The sequence below is a fragment of the Nocardioides sp. genome, from assembly GCF_014360585.1.
Classification (GTDB): domain Bacteria; phylum Actinomycetota; class Actinomycetes; order Propionibacteriales; family Nocardioidaceae; genus Nocardioides.
Genome location: NZ_JACIXG010000032.1, coordinates 35,090 through 52,870, shown reverse-complemented (window position 1 = coordinate 52,870; position 17,781 = coordinate 35,090). Strand labels below are relative to the sequence as shown.

Annotated in this window: 16 protein-coding genes; 14 read left to right on the top strand and 2 right to left on the bottom strand. The window is 64.4% G+C overall.

Annotated elements, in window-relative coordinates; translation table 11 throughout:
• From H5T77_RS12775 to H5T77_RS12745, 7 genes are all read left to right on the top strand, one after another.
• Positions 1 to 198: WXG100 family type VII secretion target (locus H5T77_RS12775; RefSeq protein ID WP_292649790.1), on the top strand; the 198-nt coding region annotated here is incomplete at its 5' end.
• A 96-nt stretch (positions 199 to 294) separates the two neighbouring features.
• Complete coding sequence (locus tag H5T77_RS12770; protein ID WP_292649789.1) at positions 295 to 651, top strand: flagellar protein FlgN; 357 nt, start codon at positions 295 to 297, stop codon at positions 649 to 651.
• A 46-nt stretch (positions 652 to 697) separates the two neighbouring features.
• Positions 698 to 1,801 (top strand): hypothetical protein, encoded by a 1,104-nt coding sequence (locus H5T77_RS12765; protein ID WP_292649787.1) that lies wholly within the window; start codon positions 698 to 700, stop codon positions 1,799 to 1,801.
• Between the two features lie 52 nt (positions 1,802 to 1,853).
• Positions 1,854 to 2,492 carry a hypothetical protein gene (locus tag H5T77_RS12760; RefSeq protein ID WP_292649785.1) on the top strand — a complete coding sequence of 213 codons (639 nt, stop codon included), beginning with the start codon at positions 1,854 to 1,856 and terminating at the stop codon, positions 2,490 to 2,492.
• Positions 2,485 to 3,183 (top strand): hypothetical protein, encoded by a 699-nt coding sequence (locus H5T77_RS12755; protein ID WP_292649783.1) that lies wholly within the window; start codon positions 2,485 to 2,487, stop codon positions 3,181 to 3,183. The genes H5T77_RS12760 and H5T77_RS12755 overlap by 8 nt, the downstream gene beginning before the upstream one ends.
• Before the next feature lie 24 nt (positions 3,184 to 3,207).
• A complete protein-coding gene (locus H5T77_RS12750; RefSeq protein ID WP_292649781.1) occupies positions 3,208 to 3,837 on the top strand; it encodes a protein TPRXL in 630 nt (209 codons plus the stop codon).
• Between the two features lie 260 nt (positions 3,838 to 4,097).
• A complete protein-coding gene (locus H5T77_RS12745) occupies positions 4,098 to 5,213 on the top strand; it encodes a hypothetical protein (RefSeq protein ID WP_292649779.1) in 1,116 nt (371 codons plus the stop codon).
• An 80-nt stretch (positions 5,214 to 5,293) separates the two neighbouring features.
• On the opposite strand, the gene H5T77_RS12740 is transcribed toward H5T77_RS12745, so the two are convergent.
• Together H5T77_RS12740 and H5T77_RS12735 are read right to left on the bottom strand one after the other, a co-directional pair.
• The gene (locus H5T77_RS12740) at positions 5,294 to 5,713 is read right to left on the bottom strand and encodes a DUF3592 domain-containing protein (protein WP_292649777.1); all 420 of its coding nucleotides are present in this window, start codon (positions 5,711 to 5,713) and stop codon (positions 5,294 to 5,296) included.
• 53 nt (positions 5,714 to 5,766) lie between these two features.
• Complete coding sequence (locus H5T77_RS12735; RefSeq protein ID WP_292649776.1) at positions 5,767 to 5,961, bottom strand: hypothetical protein; 195 nt, start codon at positions 5,959 to 5,961, stop codon at positions 5,767 to 5,769.
• 198 nt (positions 5,962 to 6,159) lie between these two features.
• On the opposite strand from H5T77_RS12735, the gene H5T77_RS12730 reads away from it, so the two are divergent.
• The 7 genes from H5T77_RS12730 (at position 6,160) to H5T77_RS12700 (ending at position 17,721) form a co-directional block, all read left to right on the top strand.
• The gene (locus tag H5T77_RS12730; RefSeq protein ID WP_292649774.1) at positions 6,160 to 6,795 is read left to right on the top strand and encodes a transcriptional regulator; all 636 of its coding nucleotides are present in this window, start codon (positions 6,160 to 6,162) and stop codon (positions 6,793 to 6,795) included.
• A 238-nt stretch (positions 6,796 to 7,033) separates the two neighbouring features.
• Positions 7,034 to 8,620 carry an ABC transporter substrate-binding protein gene (locus H5T77_RS12725; RefSeq protein WP_292649772.1) on the top strand — a complete coding sequence of 529 codons (1,587 nt, stop codon included), beginning with the start codon at positions 7,034 to 7,036 and terminating at the stop codon, positions 8,618 to 8,620.
• 26 nt (positions 8,621 to 8,646) lie between these two features.
• Entirely contained in the window at positions 8,647 to 10,233 is a 1,587-nt protein-coding gene (locus tag H5T77_RS12720; protein ID WP_292649771.1) for an FG-GAP-like repeat-containing protein, read from the top strand.
• 32 nt (positions 10,234 to 10,265) lie between these two features.
• Complete coding sequence (locus tag H5T77_RS12715) at positions 10,266 to 10,601, top strand: DUF4333 domain-containing protein (RefSeq protein WP_292649770.1); 336 nt, start codon at positions 10,266 to 10,268, stop codon at positions 10,599 to 10,601.
• Positions 10,602 to 10,606: 5 nt separating this feature from the next.
• Complete coding sequence (locus H5T77_RS12710) at positions 10,607 to 13,108, top strand: ATP-binding cassette domain-containing protein (protein ID WP_292649769.1); 2,502 nt, start codon at positions 10,607 to 10,609, stop codon at positions 13,106 to 13,108.
• 21 nt (positions 13,109 to 13,129) lie between these two features.
• The gene (locus tag H5T77_RS12705) at positions 13,130 to 15,373 is read left to right on the top strand and encodes a protein kinase domain-containing protein (RefSeq protein WP_292649768.1); all 2,244 of its coding nucleotides are present in this window, start codon (positions 13,130 to 13,132) and stop codon (positions 15,371 to 15,373) included.
• Positions 15,370 to 17,721 (top strand): protein kinase domain-containing protein, encoded by a 2,352-nt coding sequence (locus H5T77_RS12700; RefSeq protein ID WP_292649766.1) that lies wholly within the window; start codon positions 15,370 to 15,372, stop codon positions 17,719 to 17,721. Before H5T77_RS12705 ends, H5T77_RS12700 begins: the two co-directional genes overlap by 4 nt.
• The last annotated feature ends 60 nt before the right edge of the window (positions 17,722 to 17,781 follow it).

The window sequence follows — 17,781 nt, the reverse complement described above, 5'->3', positions numbered from 1 at the left end:
GAGTGCCAGGGTTACGTCGACGAGCTCGTTCAGGACGGGTTCAAGACGGAGAAGGCGTCCGGCAAGTTCCAGGACGGCTACACCGAGATGACCACGGGTCTGAAGGACGCCATTGCTGGTGTCGAGGACATGGCGCAGGCTCTGCGTGACATGGCCACCGCGATCCAGGACCTGGACTCGCAGCTCGCCGGCGGCTAAAGCTCGAGCGTGGGGCGGGGCGGCGCGGGAGCGCTGTCCCGCCCCACGCGCCGGTATTGGACTCGGCCTTGACGGCAGTATGAAGGGAGCCTGGCTATGCCGGACGTCAAGATCAAGATCGAAACGCTAGATCGTATCGTTTCCCAGCTGGACGCGATCGTCACGGAGTTCGAAAACGCAACGAGCAACTCTGAAGCGCTCGAAGCGGCTATCGCTAACCCCTACGATCGTAGCGAACTCCGTGAGAAGGCGCAGGACTTCGAGGAACGCTGGGACGACAAGCGTGACGAGCTCAAAGAGAGCCTCGATGACCTAAAGAAGCACGTCAAGGGCGTCGTCGACGGATTCGAAAACTGGGACAGCGAGACGGCGCTCCAGTTCGAGTCAAACACATCGGTCCAGGCGCCTGGTTCGCCAGGAAGTGCGAACGCGAGCTCGTCAGTCGCGGTTTAAACGCACGAATCCCCCGAAGCAAGGCGAACGAAGGAGCGCAGCGGTCATGGACGCATCCCCAAAGGGCAGAGAAATCAAGACCGTTGAGGGAGACCCCTCAGCCATCATCTCACGTGGCAACTGGATGGAGACCTTGGGCGGCATGATGGAGGACTGTGCCCAAGAGTTGCAGATGATCGCCATGCATGACCTCGCGAACGGCGAGATGGATGGCAAGGCGGTCGATAAGCTTCAAGAGAAGATCGGTGACTCGTGGGAGACCCTCCGCGAAGCGGCGCAACTGTACGAACCCGTTGGCCCGATCATCGCGACCTACGGCGAAGAGCTTCAGCAGTGGCAGCCACTCATCAGGTCTCAGGTCGACACATGTAAGGACCTTTGGGGCAAGTACGACGGTCTGCCCGGTGCGCCGGCACACCTTCTCCCGGGTACTGAGCCCGAGGAAGGTAGTCCTGAGGCTCAGCAGGAGCAGCAGGCTGCGGAAGCCAAAGTGCAAGCCCGTGAAGAATGGGAGGATGCTGCTGAGACCTGGGACAGTTATTATGACTCCTGGGAGGACGCATACGACGCGGCCGTCAGCGGCATCGGAAACGAGATGGCCGGCAAGATCGAGGACGGTTTCTGGGAGGTCCTCGACGACATCATCGCTGTGCTGGAAATCGTCGCCCTCGTCGTCCTCGTTCTGGGTATCTTCCTAACGGGTCCTTTTGCTGCGATTGCTTTCGCGATCTCTGCCGCTGTATTCGCCATGCGGGCAGTGCAGTTCTGTGCTGGTGAATGCTCTCTTCTGGAACTTGGTTTGGCTGCACTTGACATCGTGCCGTTTGGGAAATTCGGGGCAATGGCGGACGCGATGACCGATCTGGGCGCCAGTGCGACAAAGCTTTCGAAGTTTTCGGCTGCATTTAAGGCTGGGTCCGGTTTCGGCGACATGGCATATGCGGGACGCAAGACGTTCCCAGACATGATGACAGCTCTGCATTCAGGCCTTGATATCAAAGACTTCGAGCGAATCGGAAGTAACCCCAACTTGTGGGGGGCGGCCGGGGAGGTCCAAGGCGCGATGGCCAAGTACACCAACTCTGTCTACAGTAGCGTTCAGACAGTTACTGGGATGTTCGAGGGGTCGTTCGTCGATATCGTTAACTAATGTGGGCCCAAACTCGGTTGAATACGTGGATTGAAGCGAAATGAACCTATCGGTGAACGAGACCTGGCGGATCGACGGAGTCTATCCGGAACAAGGATGGTCGTGCGCTGCGTGCGATCTCGAGACTGACGTGGATCAATGGATTGCGTCGGAAGAGATGCGCCTCCGCACCTGGTGGGGCGACGCATGGGCGCAAGATGAGGCCGCTAACCGGGCGAATAGAGCAGCCTTGAAGGACACCTACGACTCTGCTCATGAGCCCGGAATGCTAGTCGCAATGTCGCACTGGCCGCTGCCGGTTCCGCTACCCAGTCGGATTCGGATAGCGATCGCGTCGGGTCCGCCCGCCCCGGTATCCGCGTGGCGAGACGCGGGCTTTGATGTCGACGAATGGATCGGCTCGTCTCTGGGTCCCGGTTTGAAGTGCATCGCGGAACGCGATGAAGTAGTCAACGGTAACGCCGTCCACCTGTCGACCGCTGCGTACGTGTTTGCGGCTCAGGATGGCGGTGTGATGGTCACCGTAGAGGCGGGGACTCGCGAAGTCTTCGATCTCACGCTCGCGCGAATGCCAGTCCTGTTGTCGAACCTGGCGTTGTATCTCCCTGGAGGTGCGCGCTTTGTTGCCAGCGATGTGGACGGAATGACACGAAACACGATGGATGAATGGGAGAAGGTGTCTGATGCCTAAGGCTGCGGCGCCCAGGCCAGCTGAATGGGCGAATCGTAGGGACCGCCACAAGCCTTTCGATCTCGGCGAACTGAACCGCGTTGTTCGGGATCACGCTTATATCGATCTGGAAGCCGCGCGTCGGCGTCGAGGAAATCCGTTGATGCGGGTTGGCGCGGCGTTGATGTTTTGGGTCGCCGCGTTGGGGACGTGCGGACCGCTATTTGCGGCTGGGGTTTTTGTCAGCGGTGGCGGCTATCGAAAGTTCTCCGAAGACTTCTCTGCGGGGTTTGAGGTTCAGTGCATTTATATCGGATCCATCCTCGCCAGTGTCGCTGTCCTCTATTTTCTGCTGCCGTGGCTCAGGAGTTCGCATCGTCAGTGGAGCGGGACACTTGTGGCGATGTCGGCCGCGGTGGCCGTCACCACGGTGATCTTGCTGTTCTTGATCTACACGAGTAGTGCGGAAATCTATCCGCGAATTCCGATGGTGATCCCGGTGTGGATCACCTTGGCGTTGTCAATCACTGCAATCGTTGCCGACTATCGCTTGCATACCACGGCGAAGCCCCCTGAGGTCGCCATGGAAGACCTTTCTGATGACGACATCGAGGTCTTGCGCGCTAGCCGCCGGCAGGCGTTGAGGATCTTCCGTACGCAGGGGCTCGTTGGGTACGGAGAATTTACCGACTTGGATAAGAGTCCACTATGAGTCGAATGAAGCGAGGCGACTGACATGGTCGGGAACGACGATGGTTCGTTGCGGGATCTGCTTGGGGCGAATAAGGATCCAGAGTTTCACCTGAAGCTCATGGATGGATGGGAGAGGCATGTCCCAGACCAAGCGGATCGTGACGCGATCGATGCGGAGCTGAAGCAGCGCTTCATGGCCGCCAATAGGCCTGATCTGCACGGGATGCTCCGTGCGCAGATGGACCAGGCCTTTACGCTGATGAAGCAACAGAGCGTCATCGCCTACTTTTCTGCTACAGGTGAGACGGCGAGCAAGGCGTACATCCCAGGGACGATGTTCGCGACCATCCGGCGCACGCCGAACGGTGAGAGCCTTGACGGCTACGTGACTCAAGCAATACGCGAGTACGGCGCCAAGCCCCTGTACGGCGACAAGCGCTTCATCCGTTTCGAACGCGAATCGACGAAGCAGTTCGAGGGCGGGTCGATCGTGATGACGTCGATCGTCTACGTGACCCCGATTCCGGGCTCCAACAGGCGCCGCGGTCTGCAGTTGACGGCGTCGATCGCGCGCCCAGTGGAGATGACTGCTGCGGATCCGAAGTTCGTTGCCTGGAAGGCTGCCTTCGACCTCTGCGTATCAACGCTTCGTTGGTCGCCGCCCGCCACCTAGCTCGTGTCGCGTCGGCTCGGGTGGTAGGAGCCAGGGGCATGACTTCGGCGTCGGTCCAGACGTCCGACAATGACGAGGACGTGGCGCGGCGGGGTCGTAGCTAGCCTTACAGCGTCTTTTTTTACGTGCCTAGTGATGGCGGGATGTGAGCGGTGACTCGGAGAATCGCGGCGATGACAGTGGCGACGGCGGCCTTGGTTTCTGGGTGCAGTGTTGGTCCGCCGCCGAAGGATTTCGCGATCGGGGAATCAGTTCTGGCGATGCGGGTCCACGAGGGCGGGGAGGACTCCAGCTATCTCGTGCTGGTCTCCCCGAACGGGGAGACGCGTGCGGTCGAGTTGGACCGGGTCGAGGGGGCTGGGATCTCGTGGACGGAGAACGGGATCACCACGTCGGATCGGAGCCACGACTACGTGATCGATGAGAGCGGACTGACCGCGAACGAACGTACGAGTGGTGGGAACGAGCTCGAGACGCAACACGAGTGGTACCGGGTGCCGGTAGGGGCGGGGACGTTGGTTGGTTTCAGCCCCGAGGACGGGTCCGAGGATCCGTTCGTGACCTACATCGACGGAGACAGTGGCAAGGTGACGACGCGGGTGTCGCCGTACGGAAAGACATCGACCGCCGCCGTGTGTGGGGAGCGCGTGTTCTCATCCGGAAGGGGCACCAGCACCAAGGCCTACGAGGACGACAGCGGGTCGATCCCGGAGAGCCAGCTGGACCTCGCCGCATTGACGTCGGCCTATCCACACGACGGCACGGACATCCTGAGCACCTTGGAGCCCTCGTCCTTTCCGGGCACCACGTCGCCCTGTGTCGATGGCATCGTCTACGAAGGGTGGGAGAATGACGACGACCAGCACTTCGTACGTGTCTGGAACACCGCGATGGGAACGCCCGCCGCGAAGACTGCTGTTGACCACGAGATCGTCTATCCGGAGGACGACTCGTCGCGCATCGGGGGACCGATACGGATGACGGTCTCGGACGATCGGCTCCTCTGGGTCGTCGACAACACGATGTGGAGCGCGACGCTGCCGACCAGGGCGGCTGAGCCGATTCGTGCTCGCGAGGTCGGCTACCTGGAGGGTTACGTCGGGCTGGATGCCGAGGCGCTGACGTACGCGTCGAGTGCTGTCTACACGGTCGCCGAGGACAGTGAGCTCCATGAGCGTAAGTGGTCCAAGTCCAGACATCGCGACCGTGTCTGGACCGAGCTGACGGAGCTGAGCCTGGTGCGTACGGACCTGGCAACGTGGAAGTCTTCGGTGGCGCTCGAGGTGGACCTGAAGGACATCGACTTCCCGACCAAGGACGTCCAGATCACCGCGCTGGCGATCAATCCGGAGTGGTTGTCCGAGAACGGCGAGTGACCGCGTCGCTCGCATCGGCGCGGGGGTGATGTGCAGTAGTTCGGGCGTCGGCTGCGGTGGGTGTGGCCCCAGCGGGTGGGCTAACGGATCAGGTCGATGATGATCACCACCGCCGCGGCCAGACCTCCGAGGGCCAGGATCGCACCGAAGACGGTGAGGGTGCCGAAGGCGATCGGGTAGAAGGACAGGGCGACGCGCGCCATGGGGAGCTCGTTGTTGTAGGGAGCCTTGGGGTCGTACATCACTTCGATGTCGTCGCCGGTCTCGACGCCCTGGGGTCCGTGCTCACTGTGGCCGTAATAGTTGCCGCCGGTCTCAGGTGCGGTGAAGGAGTAGTTGACGTGGTAGGTCATGTCGCCCGGCGCACCGCTGACGTCCTGTCGCCACGCCTTGGTGACGTGAGCGCTGGTCCGAGCCCAGCGGCGACTGCCTCTCGCCCGCTTCTTGGCGCCACGGAAGTTCAGGTAGCCCGAAACACCGATCAGGATGCCTATCAACACTACGGCGAGTGGTCCGAGAAGATCTTTCAACTGCGTTACATCCGTTCTGATCGCTAGAGCGAGATCAGGTCGAGGGAGGCGAGGATCAGAAAGATGCCGCCTCCGCCGAGGAGGATGACGGCGCTGTAGTTGACGATGCGTCCGGCGACCGAGCCGCCGTAGACGGTGTCGCTCGAGCTCGGGTCGTCAGGGGCGTACATGACCTCGAGGACGTCACCCAGCAGCGTGACGACAGCGCCGGTTTCCATGTCCTGCTCCACTAGCCCGAGGGTCGAGTGCTACACCCTAGCCAGCGACGCCCGGAGGCGCCGGAACGCCGCGAACGGCGGTGTCGCGGACATCACCATGCGACACGCCGAAGTAAAGATCGACCGGTACGGGGCGGGCTTGCCAAGGTGACGCATACCTCTCGATCTCGGGAACATTCACTGTTGAAGGGACTCTTCATGCGCACTCGCACCACCGTCCGGACCGCCCGACTGGCCGCCGGCGGCCTCAGCCTCGGCCTGGCGCTCACGTTGACCGCCTGCGGCTCCGATGACAGCAAGGACGACGCTGCGGTCGAGACCGAGACGAGTGCGCCGGCGTCCGAGTCCGCGTCCTCCTCGGCGGCAGCGCCCGCAGGTGACGAGGTGGAGGTGAAGATCGGGAAGACGTTCAAGGACCCCGACATGGGGGACACGGTCGAGGTCATCTCCGCGGTTCGTGACTTCCCGTCGACGGAGGAGGCCGACCTCATCGCGGACGGCGGCGAGGTCGTGCTGCTCCAGGTGAAGGTCAAGCCAGGCAAGGAGTACGGTGGCAGCGTCTCGTACTCGAACTTCGACATCTCCGCGGACGGCGGCTCCGACTTCGACTCCGCCGATTCCCAGCTGGAGGAGGAGTTGACGGCCGCGAACCGTACGCCGCTCGACAGCGTGCGGCGGATGGAGGGCGGCGAGACGACCGGGTGGATCGCCTACACGGTCGACGAGAAGGGTGACACCTACCTCATCGAGTACGAGCGTCCCGGCGCCAAGGTGATCGGCTCGGACAAGACCATCGCCGAGTTCAAGGAGCAGGTGGAGATCCCCGCAGGCTGAGGTCACGACAACCTGTTCAGCGGAGACCGGCACGTAGGTAGCCGGTCTCCGCTGGCGCTCGTTAGGATCTGGGCGTTCGTTGTCTCGGAGAGGGGACTTCAAGGTGCATTCTGAGGCACGTCGTCGAGCGGGGCTCGTTTTCGTCGCCAGTCTGGCGCTCGTTGCAACCGCCTGCTCGGGTGACCTCCCGGCATCGGTGGAGGAGGGCACAGAGGTCACCGTCGCGTGGACCGAGTCCTTGACGAGCACAAACCCGGCGAGCAAGGCGAACGCGACCGAGGGGAATCTCGACATCGCCTCGCTGACCCGCGGAGCTTTCAGCACCCTGGTCACCGACACCGTCGAGATGGACGAGACCTTCGGCAAGGTCACGATGGAGGGCGGCGAGCAGGCCCGGGTGCGCTACGACTTGGCCGAGCCCACCTGGTCGGACGAAGTGCCGATCGACACGGCCGACCTCATGCTCGCCTGGGCGGCGACCTCGGGCTACTTCCGCACTCCGAAGGAGGGAAGCCCGGACGGCGGGGTCGACTTCGGCGCGGTGCCGACCGGGCTGACCAAGAGCGCCTACATCCCCGAGGTCGACGAGGGCGCGCGCGCCATCGAGGTTCCGCTCGTGGTCCCGGTGGTCGACTGGCGTACGGCTCTCGACGTCGCCGTCCCGGCGCACGTCGTCGGGCAGAAGGCGCTGAAGATCGAGGACCCGATCGAGGCCAAGGAGGTCGTCGAGACCGCGATCGAGGAGTCCGACACCGCGAAGCTGACCAAGATCGCGGAGGCTTGGAACAGCGCGTTCACGGTCGCCGAGGACGGCAAGGCGTCCGAGGAGGCGCTGGTCTCCAGCGGGCCCTACCGGGTCTCGAAGATCGCTGCCGGCGAGAGCGGGCAGGAGGTCGACCTGGAGGCCAACCCGGAGTACGCGGGTGAGGCCAGGCCGACGTACGAGCAGGTACGCCTCACCCCGGCGAGCTCCGATGCCCTGGGCAGCCTCGGCGATAAGGTCGACGTCGTCCAGGTCACCCCGACCAAGGCCAACCGCAAGCAGGTGCGCGACCTCGAGCGCCGCGACTACGGCGTCGCGAACGCCAACGACGGCACCATGTGGGCGCTGATCCTCCGCACCGACCGTGGTCTGTTCAAGCGCAAGAACACCCGTACGGCCTTCCTGCGCGCGGTGCCGCGCGGCGACATCGCTGAGGGCGGTGCGGGCGATTGGGCCGAGGCGTACGAAGCCACCGACGTCGTGCTCTTCCCGCCTGGTGGCGAGAGCTATCAGATCGCCACCGAGGACTCCGGGTTCGCCACGAAGTTCGGGGCCTCCGCAGACGCGAAGGCCCCCGGCGGTGCCCGGGTGTGTGTCGCCTACGACAAGTCGAGCCCGTTCGCCTCGGGTGCCTACGACACCATCGCGAACGTCATCGACGACGAGGGCTGGTCCACCACCGACTGCGGTGTGTCCTCGGCCGACAAGCTGCTCTCTGGCAACAAGTGGGACGCCGTCCTCCTCCGCATCCCGATCCCGCAGACCCCCGAGGAGATCGAGGCTCAGTGGGGGAGCAAGGGCGGCCGGAACGCGACCGGTGGCGGGGACCGCGACCGCGACCGGTTGATCAGCGAGCTGGCCCGCACCGCCGACCCCTACGAGGCCCGCGACGTTCGCGTCGAGATCGAGAAGACGCTGGTCAGGGACTCGATCGTGGTGCCGATCGTGATGAACCCGACGGTGACGGTGAGCGACAAGAAGGTCGACAGCGTACGTCCTCGGTCCGGTCAGGTCGCGCCGCTCGTCTCGACCATCGTCGAGTGGTCGCCGACCAAGAAGTGAACTGACACGTCGAAAGCCGGGGGGCCATGACTGATCTGGTATTGAAGGCGCAAGGTCGGGAATGGCGCCTCGAGCGGGGGCGCGCCTACACGCTCGGGCGCAAGCAAGGCGTCGACCTGTTGGTGAGCAGCGAGCTGGTCTCCTCCAGGCACGCCTCCATCGCCTCCGTCGACGGCACCTGGGTGCTCACAGATCTGAACAGCACGAATGGGACGTACGTCGGCGGGAAGCGGGTCCCGTCGGTCACCTTGACTCCCGGCGTGTCCGTGATGATCGGGGGCGTCGACGACGGCGTTCGGATCGACGTCGCCGGGGCCGCGGCAGCGGAGTGGTCGCCGCCGCCGACGGTGCCCCAGGAGGCGCCCCCGACGGGGCCGCAGGTGGTGACGCAACAGGTGGCGTCCTGGCAGCAGATCCGCGCGACGAAGCGGAACCGCGGCGGTCAGGTCCTCGGCGTCGCCGGTGCGGCCGCCGCGATCGTCGTCGCGGTGGTCCTCGTGCTGACCATGGTCGTCTTCGACGACGGTGCGCCGAAGGCAGAGACCCCGCCCAAGCCGAAGAAGATCCCCGTCGAGGGCCCGATCGTGGGCGATGTGAACGGCGACGGGAACGGCGATCTCGTCGTCGCCATGAGCGGGGAGGAACGGCGGTTCTACGTCTCGGACGGAGGGAAGAAGTTCGTGCCGCAGAAGCCCGGGGCCTGGGCATCGTGGGGCTACAGGTTTGCGAGCGGCGGCCGCATCATGTGCGACGTCGACGGCGATGAGAAGGCGGACATCGGAGCCCCGAACGAGTATTCGTTCGACGGGCCGCAGACCTATGGACTTCATCTTCAGACGGGAAAGTCCCAACAGATCGAGCTCGACTCGGAGCGCATCGACGGCGCCTACTGCGGCGACTTCGACGGTGACGGCCGCAACGATGTCGCCTTCGCAGTACGCTCCGAGGACGAGACGAGCGTCCAGATCAGCATGGCTCTCCAGGAGGAGGACGGGCGATGGGCGACCCCGACCATCGCCTACGAGACGCAGGTCCCTGCCGACCGGGACGCGATCCCGCAGTACGCCTTCCATGTCGGTGACTTCAACGGTGACGGGAAGACCGACCTGCTCTACGGGCTGGACGTGCCCTCCAAGGCCGGGACGTACTCGGGGACGGCGCTGCTGTCCGACGGGGAACGTTTCGAGGAGGGCGCGGCCCTCGGGATCGACGCCGCCGACATCAACTATCAGGACCGGCAGACGGCGAACGGCGACAACGACGCCTTGGGCGGCATCGCCGCAGACGTGAACGGCGACGGGGTTGACGAGTGGGTCCACCTCGGCAAGTACGGCTGGTTCGACGTCTACAGCCTGACCGGCAAGAAGTGGAAGGCCGTGCAGCGGAATGCGTCGCCGGTCAACTCCTTCGCCTGGGCCTCGGTCATCACCTCCGACGTCAACGGCGACCACTTCGCTGACGTCGTGGCGGTCTCCCTCAACGGGTATCCCGCCGTCTTCGCAGGAAGCCCGAAGGGCCTCCAGCCGGGCAAGGTGGTCACGCCTTTGTTCAAGGACGACTACGTCAGCTTCTCGTGTCTGATCACCCTCGAGCCGAGCGGGCTCTACTGTTGAGTCCGATCTCGGAAGGTGGGTCCACGATGACCATGTCCATCTCGCAAGCGTTCCGCCCACGTGGCGTGGCCGCGCTCGCCGTCGTGTCGACGGCTGCGTACGTGCTGACCGCATGCGGCGGTCCGAGCGTCTCGGAGAAGACCGTCGAGGAGGCGGTCTCCGACGGGATCGCCGACAAGATCGGCCTGCGTCCGAAGGAGGTCGACTGCCCAGGTGGGATGCCACTCGAGGTGGGCGGGGAGGCCAACTGCACCCTGGTCGTGGTTGCCGACCGCGAGATCGGCCTGACGGTCCGGATCGCCTCCGTCGACGGTGTGAAACCTGAGTTCGAGTACGACGTCGACCTGGCGAAGCTGCTGGAGAAATAGACCCGATGACGACGGAGCTCGTGGTGAAGGTGCAGGGTCGGGAGCGGCGCCTCGCCAGTGGCAGCCATACGGTCGGTCGCGACCCTGAGGCGGGCCTGACGCTGCAGGACGGCCTGGTGTCGTGGCGGCACGGGGAGTTGGCGTACGCCTCGGACGGGTGGGTCCTGACCGACGTCGGCAGCACCAACGGCACCTACGTCGACGGAGACCGGGTTCCGGCCAGGGAGCGGGTTCGCCTCGTCCCTGGGATGGTCGTCTGGTTCGGCGGAGCGGAGGACGCTGCCGAACCAGGGGTTCGGTTGGACGTGCTCTCGGCTCCGGTCGCCGCGCCCGCGCCGCCCCCGCCGCCTGCGGTCGCACTGTCAGCTCCAACTCCTCCTCCACCGCCGCCGTCAGCGGGCAGCAACGACATGGTCACCATGATGGCGGGGGACGGGGACGTCGAGGTCCTCGAGGCAGCCGAGGCCGCCCGCCGAGCCCACCAGGGAACTGTCCCGATCCCACCCCGCCCGCTCGTCCCGGGACAGGCGATCCGGGTCGGTCGCGCCGCTGACAACGACCTGGTGATCGCGGGGGATCTTCTCGTCTCCCGGCACCACGTCGAGATCATCACCAACCCTGACGCCACCGTGATGGCGCGCGATCTCGGTGCCGGGAACGGCACCTTCATCAACGGTGCCCGGATGCCGAAGGGCTACACCGCGCCGTTGCAGCCGGGATCGATCCTCGGCGTCGGCCACACCACTCTCCGCCTCCATCAGGGCATGTTGATCGCCCATCAGGACACCGGCGAGGTCGACTTCCTCGCCCGTCACCTCTCGGTGGTCGTCGGCAAGGGCGAGAAGCGCAAGCAGATCCTGCGCGACGTATCCTTCCGGGCTCCTCAGAAGTCTCTCGTCGGCGTCATCGGCCCGTCGGGATCGGGGAAGTCCACCCTGCTCAAGGCCCTCACCGGCTACCAGCCGGCGTCCGAGGGAGTCGTGGAGTACGACGACCGCAACCTCTACGCCGAGTTCGACGAGCTACGCCAGCGGATCGGCCTGGTGCCGCAGGACGACATCCTCCACCAGGACCTCACGATCAACGAGGGTCTGCACTATGCCGCCAAGCTGCGGTTTCCTGCGGAGGTCTCCGACGATGAGCAGCGGCAGCGGATCAGCGAGGTCCTGCGTGAGCTCAAGCTGGACGTCCATGCCGACAAGAAGATCACCTCGTTGTCGGGCGGCCAGCGCAAGCGGGTCTCGGTCGCGGTCGAGCTCCTCACCAAGCCGTCTCTGATCCTTCTCGACGAACCGACGTCCGGTCTCGACCCGGGCATGGACCGAGACGTGATGCGGCTGCTCCGTGGCCTCGCCGACGACGGGCGTACGGTCCTGGTCGTCACGCACTCCGTCGCCCAGCTGCACCTGTGCGACCGCGTGCTGGTCATGGCTCCCGGTGGGGCGATGGGCTACTACGGCCCCCCGGATGGTGCGCTGCCGTTCTTCGGACGCGACGAGTGGGCCGACGTCTTCGCCGACTTCGAGAACCATCGTGACGCCGACTGGGGCGGCAAGTGGCACAGGTCGGCCGAGTATCAGCGGTACGTCGCCGATGTCGATGCGGTTCCGCCGGCGCACGCCGAGGTGGCCGCCGCGGCCAGGCGTCAGAAGGGCCAGTCCTGGCTCCAGCAGGTCACCACGCTGGTACGCCGCTACCTCACGGTGATCACCGCCGACCGCGGCTTGGTCCTCCAGATGGCTGCCCTGCCGATCGTGCTCGGACTGGTGTCGCTCATCATCCAGCCCGACGAGGACCTGCTCCCGCTGAAACCGGACGAGCTCGGCAACATCATCCCCAACACGACCGCGAGCGTGATCGCGATGATCCTCGCCGTCGGCGCTTGTCTGACCGGCTGCGCCAACTCGATGCGCGAGCTCATCAAGGAACGATCCATCTACGAGCGAGAACGTGCGGTCGGGCTGTCCCGGTCGGCGTACCTCGCCTCCAAGGTCCTCGTTCTCGGTGCCATCACGGCGGTCCAGTGCCTGGTGATGACCCTCATCGCCTGCTCCATCCGTGGCCTGCCCGACGAGGGCCTAGTGCTCGGCCCGCTGACCATCCTCGAGCTGGCGATTCCGGTGATCTTCCTCGGAGTCACCTCGATGATCGTGGGCCTGCTGATCTCCGCCGCGGTCAGGACGTCGGAGCAGACGATGTCGATGCTGGTCGTGTACGCGATCTTCCAGATCGTGTTCGGGGGCACTCTCTTCTCGCTGCTAGGGTCACCCGCCAACTGGTTCTCCTGGTTCATGCCGGCGCGGTGGGGACTCGGTGGGATCGGCACCGCCCTGACCATGAACATGCTGTCCCGGGATCGAAATGAGCCTGACCGCGTCGACCCGATCTGGTATCACCTACCCAGCCATTGGTTCCTCGCGCTGGCCATCATGACGGCCATGTCCATCGTTCTTCTCGTTGCTGTCTCGCTCTCGCTCCGCAAGCATGAGCCAGAAGTCATGCGGTAACGACTACCGAAAGGTTCACGTATGACGACGCTCCATCCCGGGGCACTGTTCGGCCACTACCGCCTGGATCGCATTCTTGGTGAAGGTGGCATGGGCGTCGTCTATGACGCCTTCGACACCAAGCTGGAACGCCAGGTCGCGCTGAAGATGGTGCACGCCCACCTCGCCGACCGGCAGTTCATCGACATGTTCGTCCGCGAGGGTCAGACCCTCGCGCAGATCAGGTCACCCCACATCATCGCGATCTACGACATCGGCGAGCAGAACGGCAGCCCGTTCATCGTCACCCAGTTCATCAAGGGCGGCGACGTCTCCGACCTCGTACGTTCCAAGGGGCCGTTGGCGCCACACCTGGCGTGCTTGGTGAACGCCCAGGTGGCCGGGGCCCTTCACGACGCCCACCAGGCGGGGATCATCCACCAGGACGTGAAGCCGTCCAACGTGCTCGTACGCAACCCGGCGAGCCCTCTCGACCCGTTCGCCTTCCTGTGTGACTTCGGGATCGCGACCTCGTCCTCCGACTCGACTGCCGGCGGGATCACCGGCACCTGGAACTACCTGGCGCCCGAGTACGTCCGCGACGAGCGCGACGCCCAAGGCCGACCGATCCAGCCGGCACCCTCGCGAGACATCTACGCCGCCGGCTGCATGCTCTGGTTCACGCTGACCGGCAAGATCCCCTACTCCGGGGCCGCCGTGCAGGTCGCGATGGCCCACCAGAACGCGCCGATCCCGCAGTTCGTCGGCAACGACGAGTGGACCCGGACGGCGAACCGGATCCTGCAGCTGTCGATGGCGAAGGACCCGAAGGGTCGCTACCAGAGCGCGGCGGTCTTCAAGGACGACCTGCTGAAGCTCCGCGAGATCACCTCACCTCCGCAGCTCCAGCCGGCTCCGTCGATGACCGACCCGAACCCGATGCCCATCCTCGTCTCGGCCATCCGGCCGCCCACGGAGGCCGAAGCCATCCTGATCGAGGAGCAGGCGCGTCCCTCCAAGATCACTCCGCTCCGAGTCGGCGCAGCGATGCTCGGCGTGGCCGCCCTCGGGGTCGGTGGTGCCTTGGCCATCACCCAGCCCTGGGTCGAGGACGGGCCTGAGCCCATCGTGCCGACCGTCAAGGGTGCTGCGTACGCGGATGTGAACGGCGACAAGTTCGGAGACGTGGTCACTGACATCCCCAACGAGGACGGCAACGGCGTCGACGTCATCACCTGGAAGTCGGATGGCAGAAGCCTGACTCCGTCAAAGCCGGTGAATGTGGACAGTCCGCAGCTGACTCAAGAAGCGCCGGCCCTGGATGTCTTCCCGCTCGTCGGTGACTTCCAGGGGAACGACAAGAACTCGATGTTGACCCTTGTCCGGGACGCCGATGGCATGAAGGTCAGCGGCGCGTTCGAGGGGCACGTGGACGCCCCGTCCTTGAAGGATCTGAACGCCAAGATGAAGGATTCGGACTTCTATTACGACATGGGCGTCGAAGACTTCGATGGTGATGGATCCGACGACTTGTACATGTCGGTCGACTACGGACATCCGAGTCCTCAACGCAGCGACCTGGGTTTCTTGGCTGGCGAGGGCCGGATCTACTACTACCGAAACAGCGGCTCGGGGTTTGAGGCGCCGGAGCTGTTTGCCAAGTACTCCAACGACGACAGGCAGCGAGCTGCCGTCGGGGACTTCAATGGCGACCACAAGGCCGACATGGTCCTGATGAACCGAAACGGGCTGCGGGCGGAGACATCACGGGAGCGTGAGATCACCTCGACGTTGAGGATCTATGTCGGAAACGGGGCGACCGGGGTGCCGATGGCGAAAGGTTTCTCGGTTACCCGAAAGTTCAACCACTTTCTGGTGGAGACGGGCTCGGGGCAGGCCAACGCATTCCTGGCTGGGGACGTCAACGGCGACGGTAGGGATGAGTTGGTGATAGAAGGCGTTGGCGACAATTCTGGGAGCGATATCGTGGTCGGCGCCTGGGACGAAGACTTGGCGTCGTTCAAGCAGGCCGTACGGGGTCGTATCCCTTCCCCCAGCGACCTGTTCGACCATCCGACATCGTTCGATGCAACTCTGGCTGATCTGAATGGGGACGGCCTGATCGACGTCGTCGGGGTCACCCGCGATAAGTCCAGCGAACCGTACAAGTTCTACGGAGCGATTGCGGGGGAAGACGGAAACTTCACGGTGCGCACCTTCGCGACGTGGAAAGAATCACCGGACGAAGTCGATAAGCGCAACCTCATGGGAGGTACTCTCGGATGACCGATCCCGCCAACAACCCGCCCGACAGACAGAGTCCGGATCCGGACAGGACTGATGTCGGCGGCACCGACGCCCCGTCGCAGCGGCCGCCGTCGTTCGAGCGTCCGACCGTCGACGACTCCGACAAGACCACGATCCGGCCCCGGGTCGCTCGGCCCAGCAGCCCGCCGCCCCCGCCGCCTCCTTCGCCACCGGCGAACGTCCCGGGGATGATCGGGCCCTATCGGCTCGAGCAGCAGGTGGCGTCCAGCGAGAACGCCGTTGTCTACAAGGCGATGGACACTCGCCTCAACCGTGCGGTCGCGATCAAGGTACTTCTCGGACAGAACGCCCGTGACCCCGAGTTCGTGACCCGGTTCGACAAGCAGGCCACCCTGATGGCCAAGCTCGACTCACCCCACATCATGGGGGTCTACACCAACGGGCGCACCAACGATGGTGCCCCGTTCCTGGTTTCACAGTTTGCCGATGGCGGAGATGTCGGATCGCTGCTGAAAGCCCGCGGACGCCTGCCCGGCTCGATGGCGGCCGACATCTGCGCGCAGATCGCCGACGGCCTCGCAGCGATCCACTCGCCGGACATCGGAATCGTGCACGGCGACGTACGACCCTCGAACGTCCTCCTTCGCGACGACAACACCCCGCCGTACGCCTATCTCTCGGGCTTTGCGGCCACCCTTACCGAAGACTCTGCGACGGCCAGGCCCGGAATACACTCCGGCGCATGGGACTACCTCTCCCCTGAGCGCACGATGGGTGCACCGGCCACCCCAGCGGGCGACCTGTATTCGTTGGGCTGCCTGTTCTACGAACTGGTCACCGGGACGGTTCCCTTTGCCGGGGCGAACGACGTCGAGACCGCGATGGCACATGGCTCCCAGCCGATCCCGACCCTGCCCGGACGGGATGACTTCACGCTTCAGGCCAACGATCTGCTCTCTGGCGAGGGCGGTCTGCTGACGAAGGATCCTGCCCGACGAACCGCCGACGCAGTGAGGGTCAGGGACCGGTTCGCTGCCATGGCCGGGCGCCAGATGGGGTTCTCCTCGGGCGCTACGGTGACCCTCAAACGTGCCGGTCGCCGGTGGTGGTTCGCTGCAGCCGCAGCAGCGGTGGTGCTCGTCGCGGGTGGTGTGGCCACTGGCGTCACGCTGAAGCTCACCGAGGACACGCCCGTGAAGCCCAGGGCTCTGGTCACCGGCGATTTCGACGGTGACGGCAACGGTGACCTAGTTTTCGGGAGTCAGTTCGGCGGCCTTAATGGAAGGTTGGCTTTCGAGCCGATCGTTCAATTCTCCTCCTCAGGTAAGAGCTTTCGCGCGGCCAAGGAGTTGAAGGGCCAGTTCGGGATGTTGATGGGCGACATCGACGGTGATGGCATCGAGGATGCCGTGACGGTTTCTGGTCGGGGGTCCAACATCACCGTTGAGTCGAACAACGAGGCTCACAAGAACGGATCCGTACAAGTGCCGGTTTCAGGACGGCGCTTCGCGATCCTCTGCGATGACTTCAACGGTGACAAGCGCGCTGACATCGCCGTTGTCTCCGTGGGCAACGGGAAGAAGCTTCCTGACGAGCCGGAGGAGGTCGAGAAACTCACTGACCTCACCTACCACTTCACGGTGTCTCTCAGTCAGGAAGACGGTACGTGGGCGCGGGCCAAGGACTGGTTGACCGGAAGCTGGAATGGGTCCTTCGACGGCGTCTACTTCGCCGCGGGTGACGTCAACGGGGATGGGAAGGCCGACATCTCCTTCGGTAGCGGCCCCGACGATCCTGGCGTCGTCGTGGGCCAGATGCTGATCTCCGACGGGAAGTCGTTCGACAGGGTCGAGATGCCGGCTGAGACGATGAAGTCCTTTGCGGAGCACACCGGAGCCCACTCCGCCCTCTTCGCTGACGTGGATGGCGATGGCCGCGACGAGCTGATCGAGCACCAGGGTGAGGACAAGGGGGACGCCATTGCCGTCTACGACTACGAACCGTCGTCGGAGACCTTTGTCCAGGCGCCTTCCTGGACGATGTCCGATCCCATCGATCACCACTCGCTGAACAGCGACGTCTGGGCGGGTCCTCGTCCGATGGTCAGCGATGTCAACGGCGATGGCTACGAGGACCTGGTATGGGGCCTGCTTCACGAGAGTTCAGAGACCGAGAGCCTGCCCGGCTCGAACGGCTCCTTTCACCCGATCACCTTTCAGGGTACGGCTTTGGTGCTCATGGGAGGGAAGGACGGGTTCTCTGTTCAGAAGTGGAAGATGCCGGGTCTTGAAGGAGTCAAGAGCACTGCGCTGAAGCCATTGAAGAACGGCGTCAACAGCTTGGCCACCTCAGGAGCAAATGAGTGACGCCAACGAAGAACGGCCCGCGACCCGGCGAGGGTCGCGGGCCGTTCTTCAAGCCGACGG

Excerpts from the sequence above, each read along its gene's own strand:
- H5T77_RS12765 (WP_292649787.1), top strand. The coding sequence starts at position 698 with ATGGACGCATCCCCAAAGGGCAGAGAAATCAAGACCGTTGAGGGAGAC.
- H5T77_RS12715 (WP_292649770.1), top strand. The coding sequence starts at position 10,266 with ATGTCCATCTCGCAAGCGTTCCGCCCACGTGGCGTGGCCGCGCTCGCC.
- H5T77_RS12735 (WP_292649776.1), bottom strand. The coding sequence starts at position 5,961 with ATGGAAACCGGCGCTGTCGTCACGCTGCTGGGTGACGTCCTCGAGGTC.
- H5T77_RS12755 (WP_292649783.1), top strand. The coding sequence starts at position 2,485 with ATGCCTAAGGCTGCGGCGCCCAGGCCAGCTGAATGGGCGAATCGTAGG.
- H5T77_RS12745 (WP_292649779.1), top strand. The coding sequence starts at position 4,098 with ATGCGGGTCCACGAGGGCGGGGAGGACTCCAGCTATCTCGTGCTGGTC.
- H5T77_RS12750 (WP_292649781.1), top strand. The coding sequence starts at position 3,208 with ATGGTCGGGAACGACGATGGTTCGTTGCGGGATCTGCTTGGGGCGAAT.
- H5T77_RS12710 (WP_292649769.1), top strand. The coding sequence starts at position 10,607 with ATGACGACGGAGCTCGTGGTGAAGGTGCAGGGTCGGGAGCGGCGCCTC.
- H5T77_RS12770 (WP_292649789.1), top strand. The coding sequence starts at position 295 with ATGCCGGACGTCAAGATCAAGATCGAAACGCTAGATCGTATCGTTTCC.
- H5T77_RS12700 (WP_292649766.1), top strand. The coding sequence starts at position 15,370 with ATGACCGATCCCGCCAACAACCCGCCCGACAGACAGAGTCCGGATCCG.
- H5T77_RS12705 (WP_292649768.1), top strand. The coding sequence starts at position 13,130 with ATGACGACGCTCCATCCCGGGGCACTGTTCGGCCACTACCGCCTGGAT.
- H5T77_RS12720 (WP_292649771.1), top strand. The coding sequence starts at position 8,647 with ATGACTGATCTGGTATTGAAGGCGCAAGGTCGGGAATGGCGCCTCGAG.
- H5T77_RS12730 (WP_292649774.1), top strand. The coding sequence starts at position 6,160 with ATGCGCACTCGCACCACCGTCCGGACCGCCCGACTGGCCGCCGGCGGC.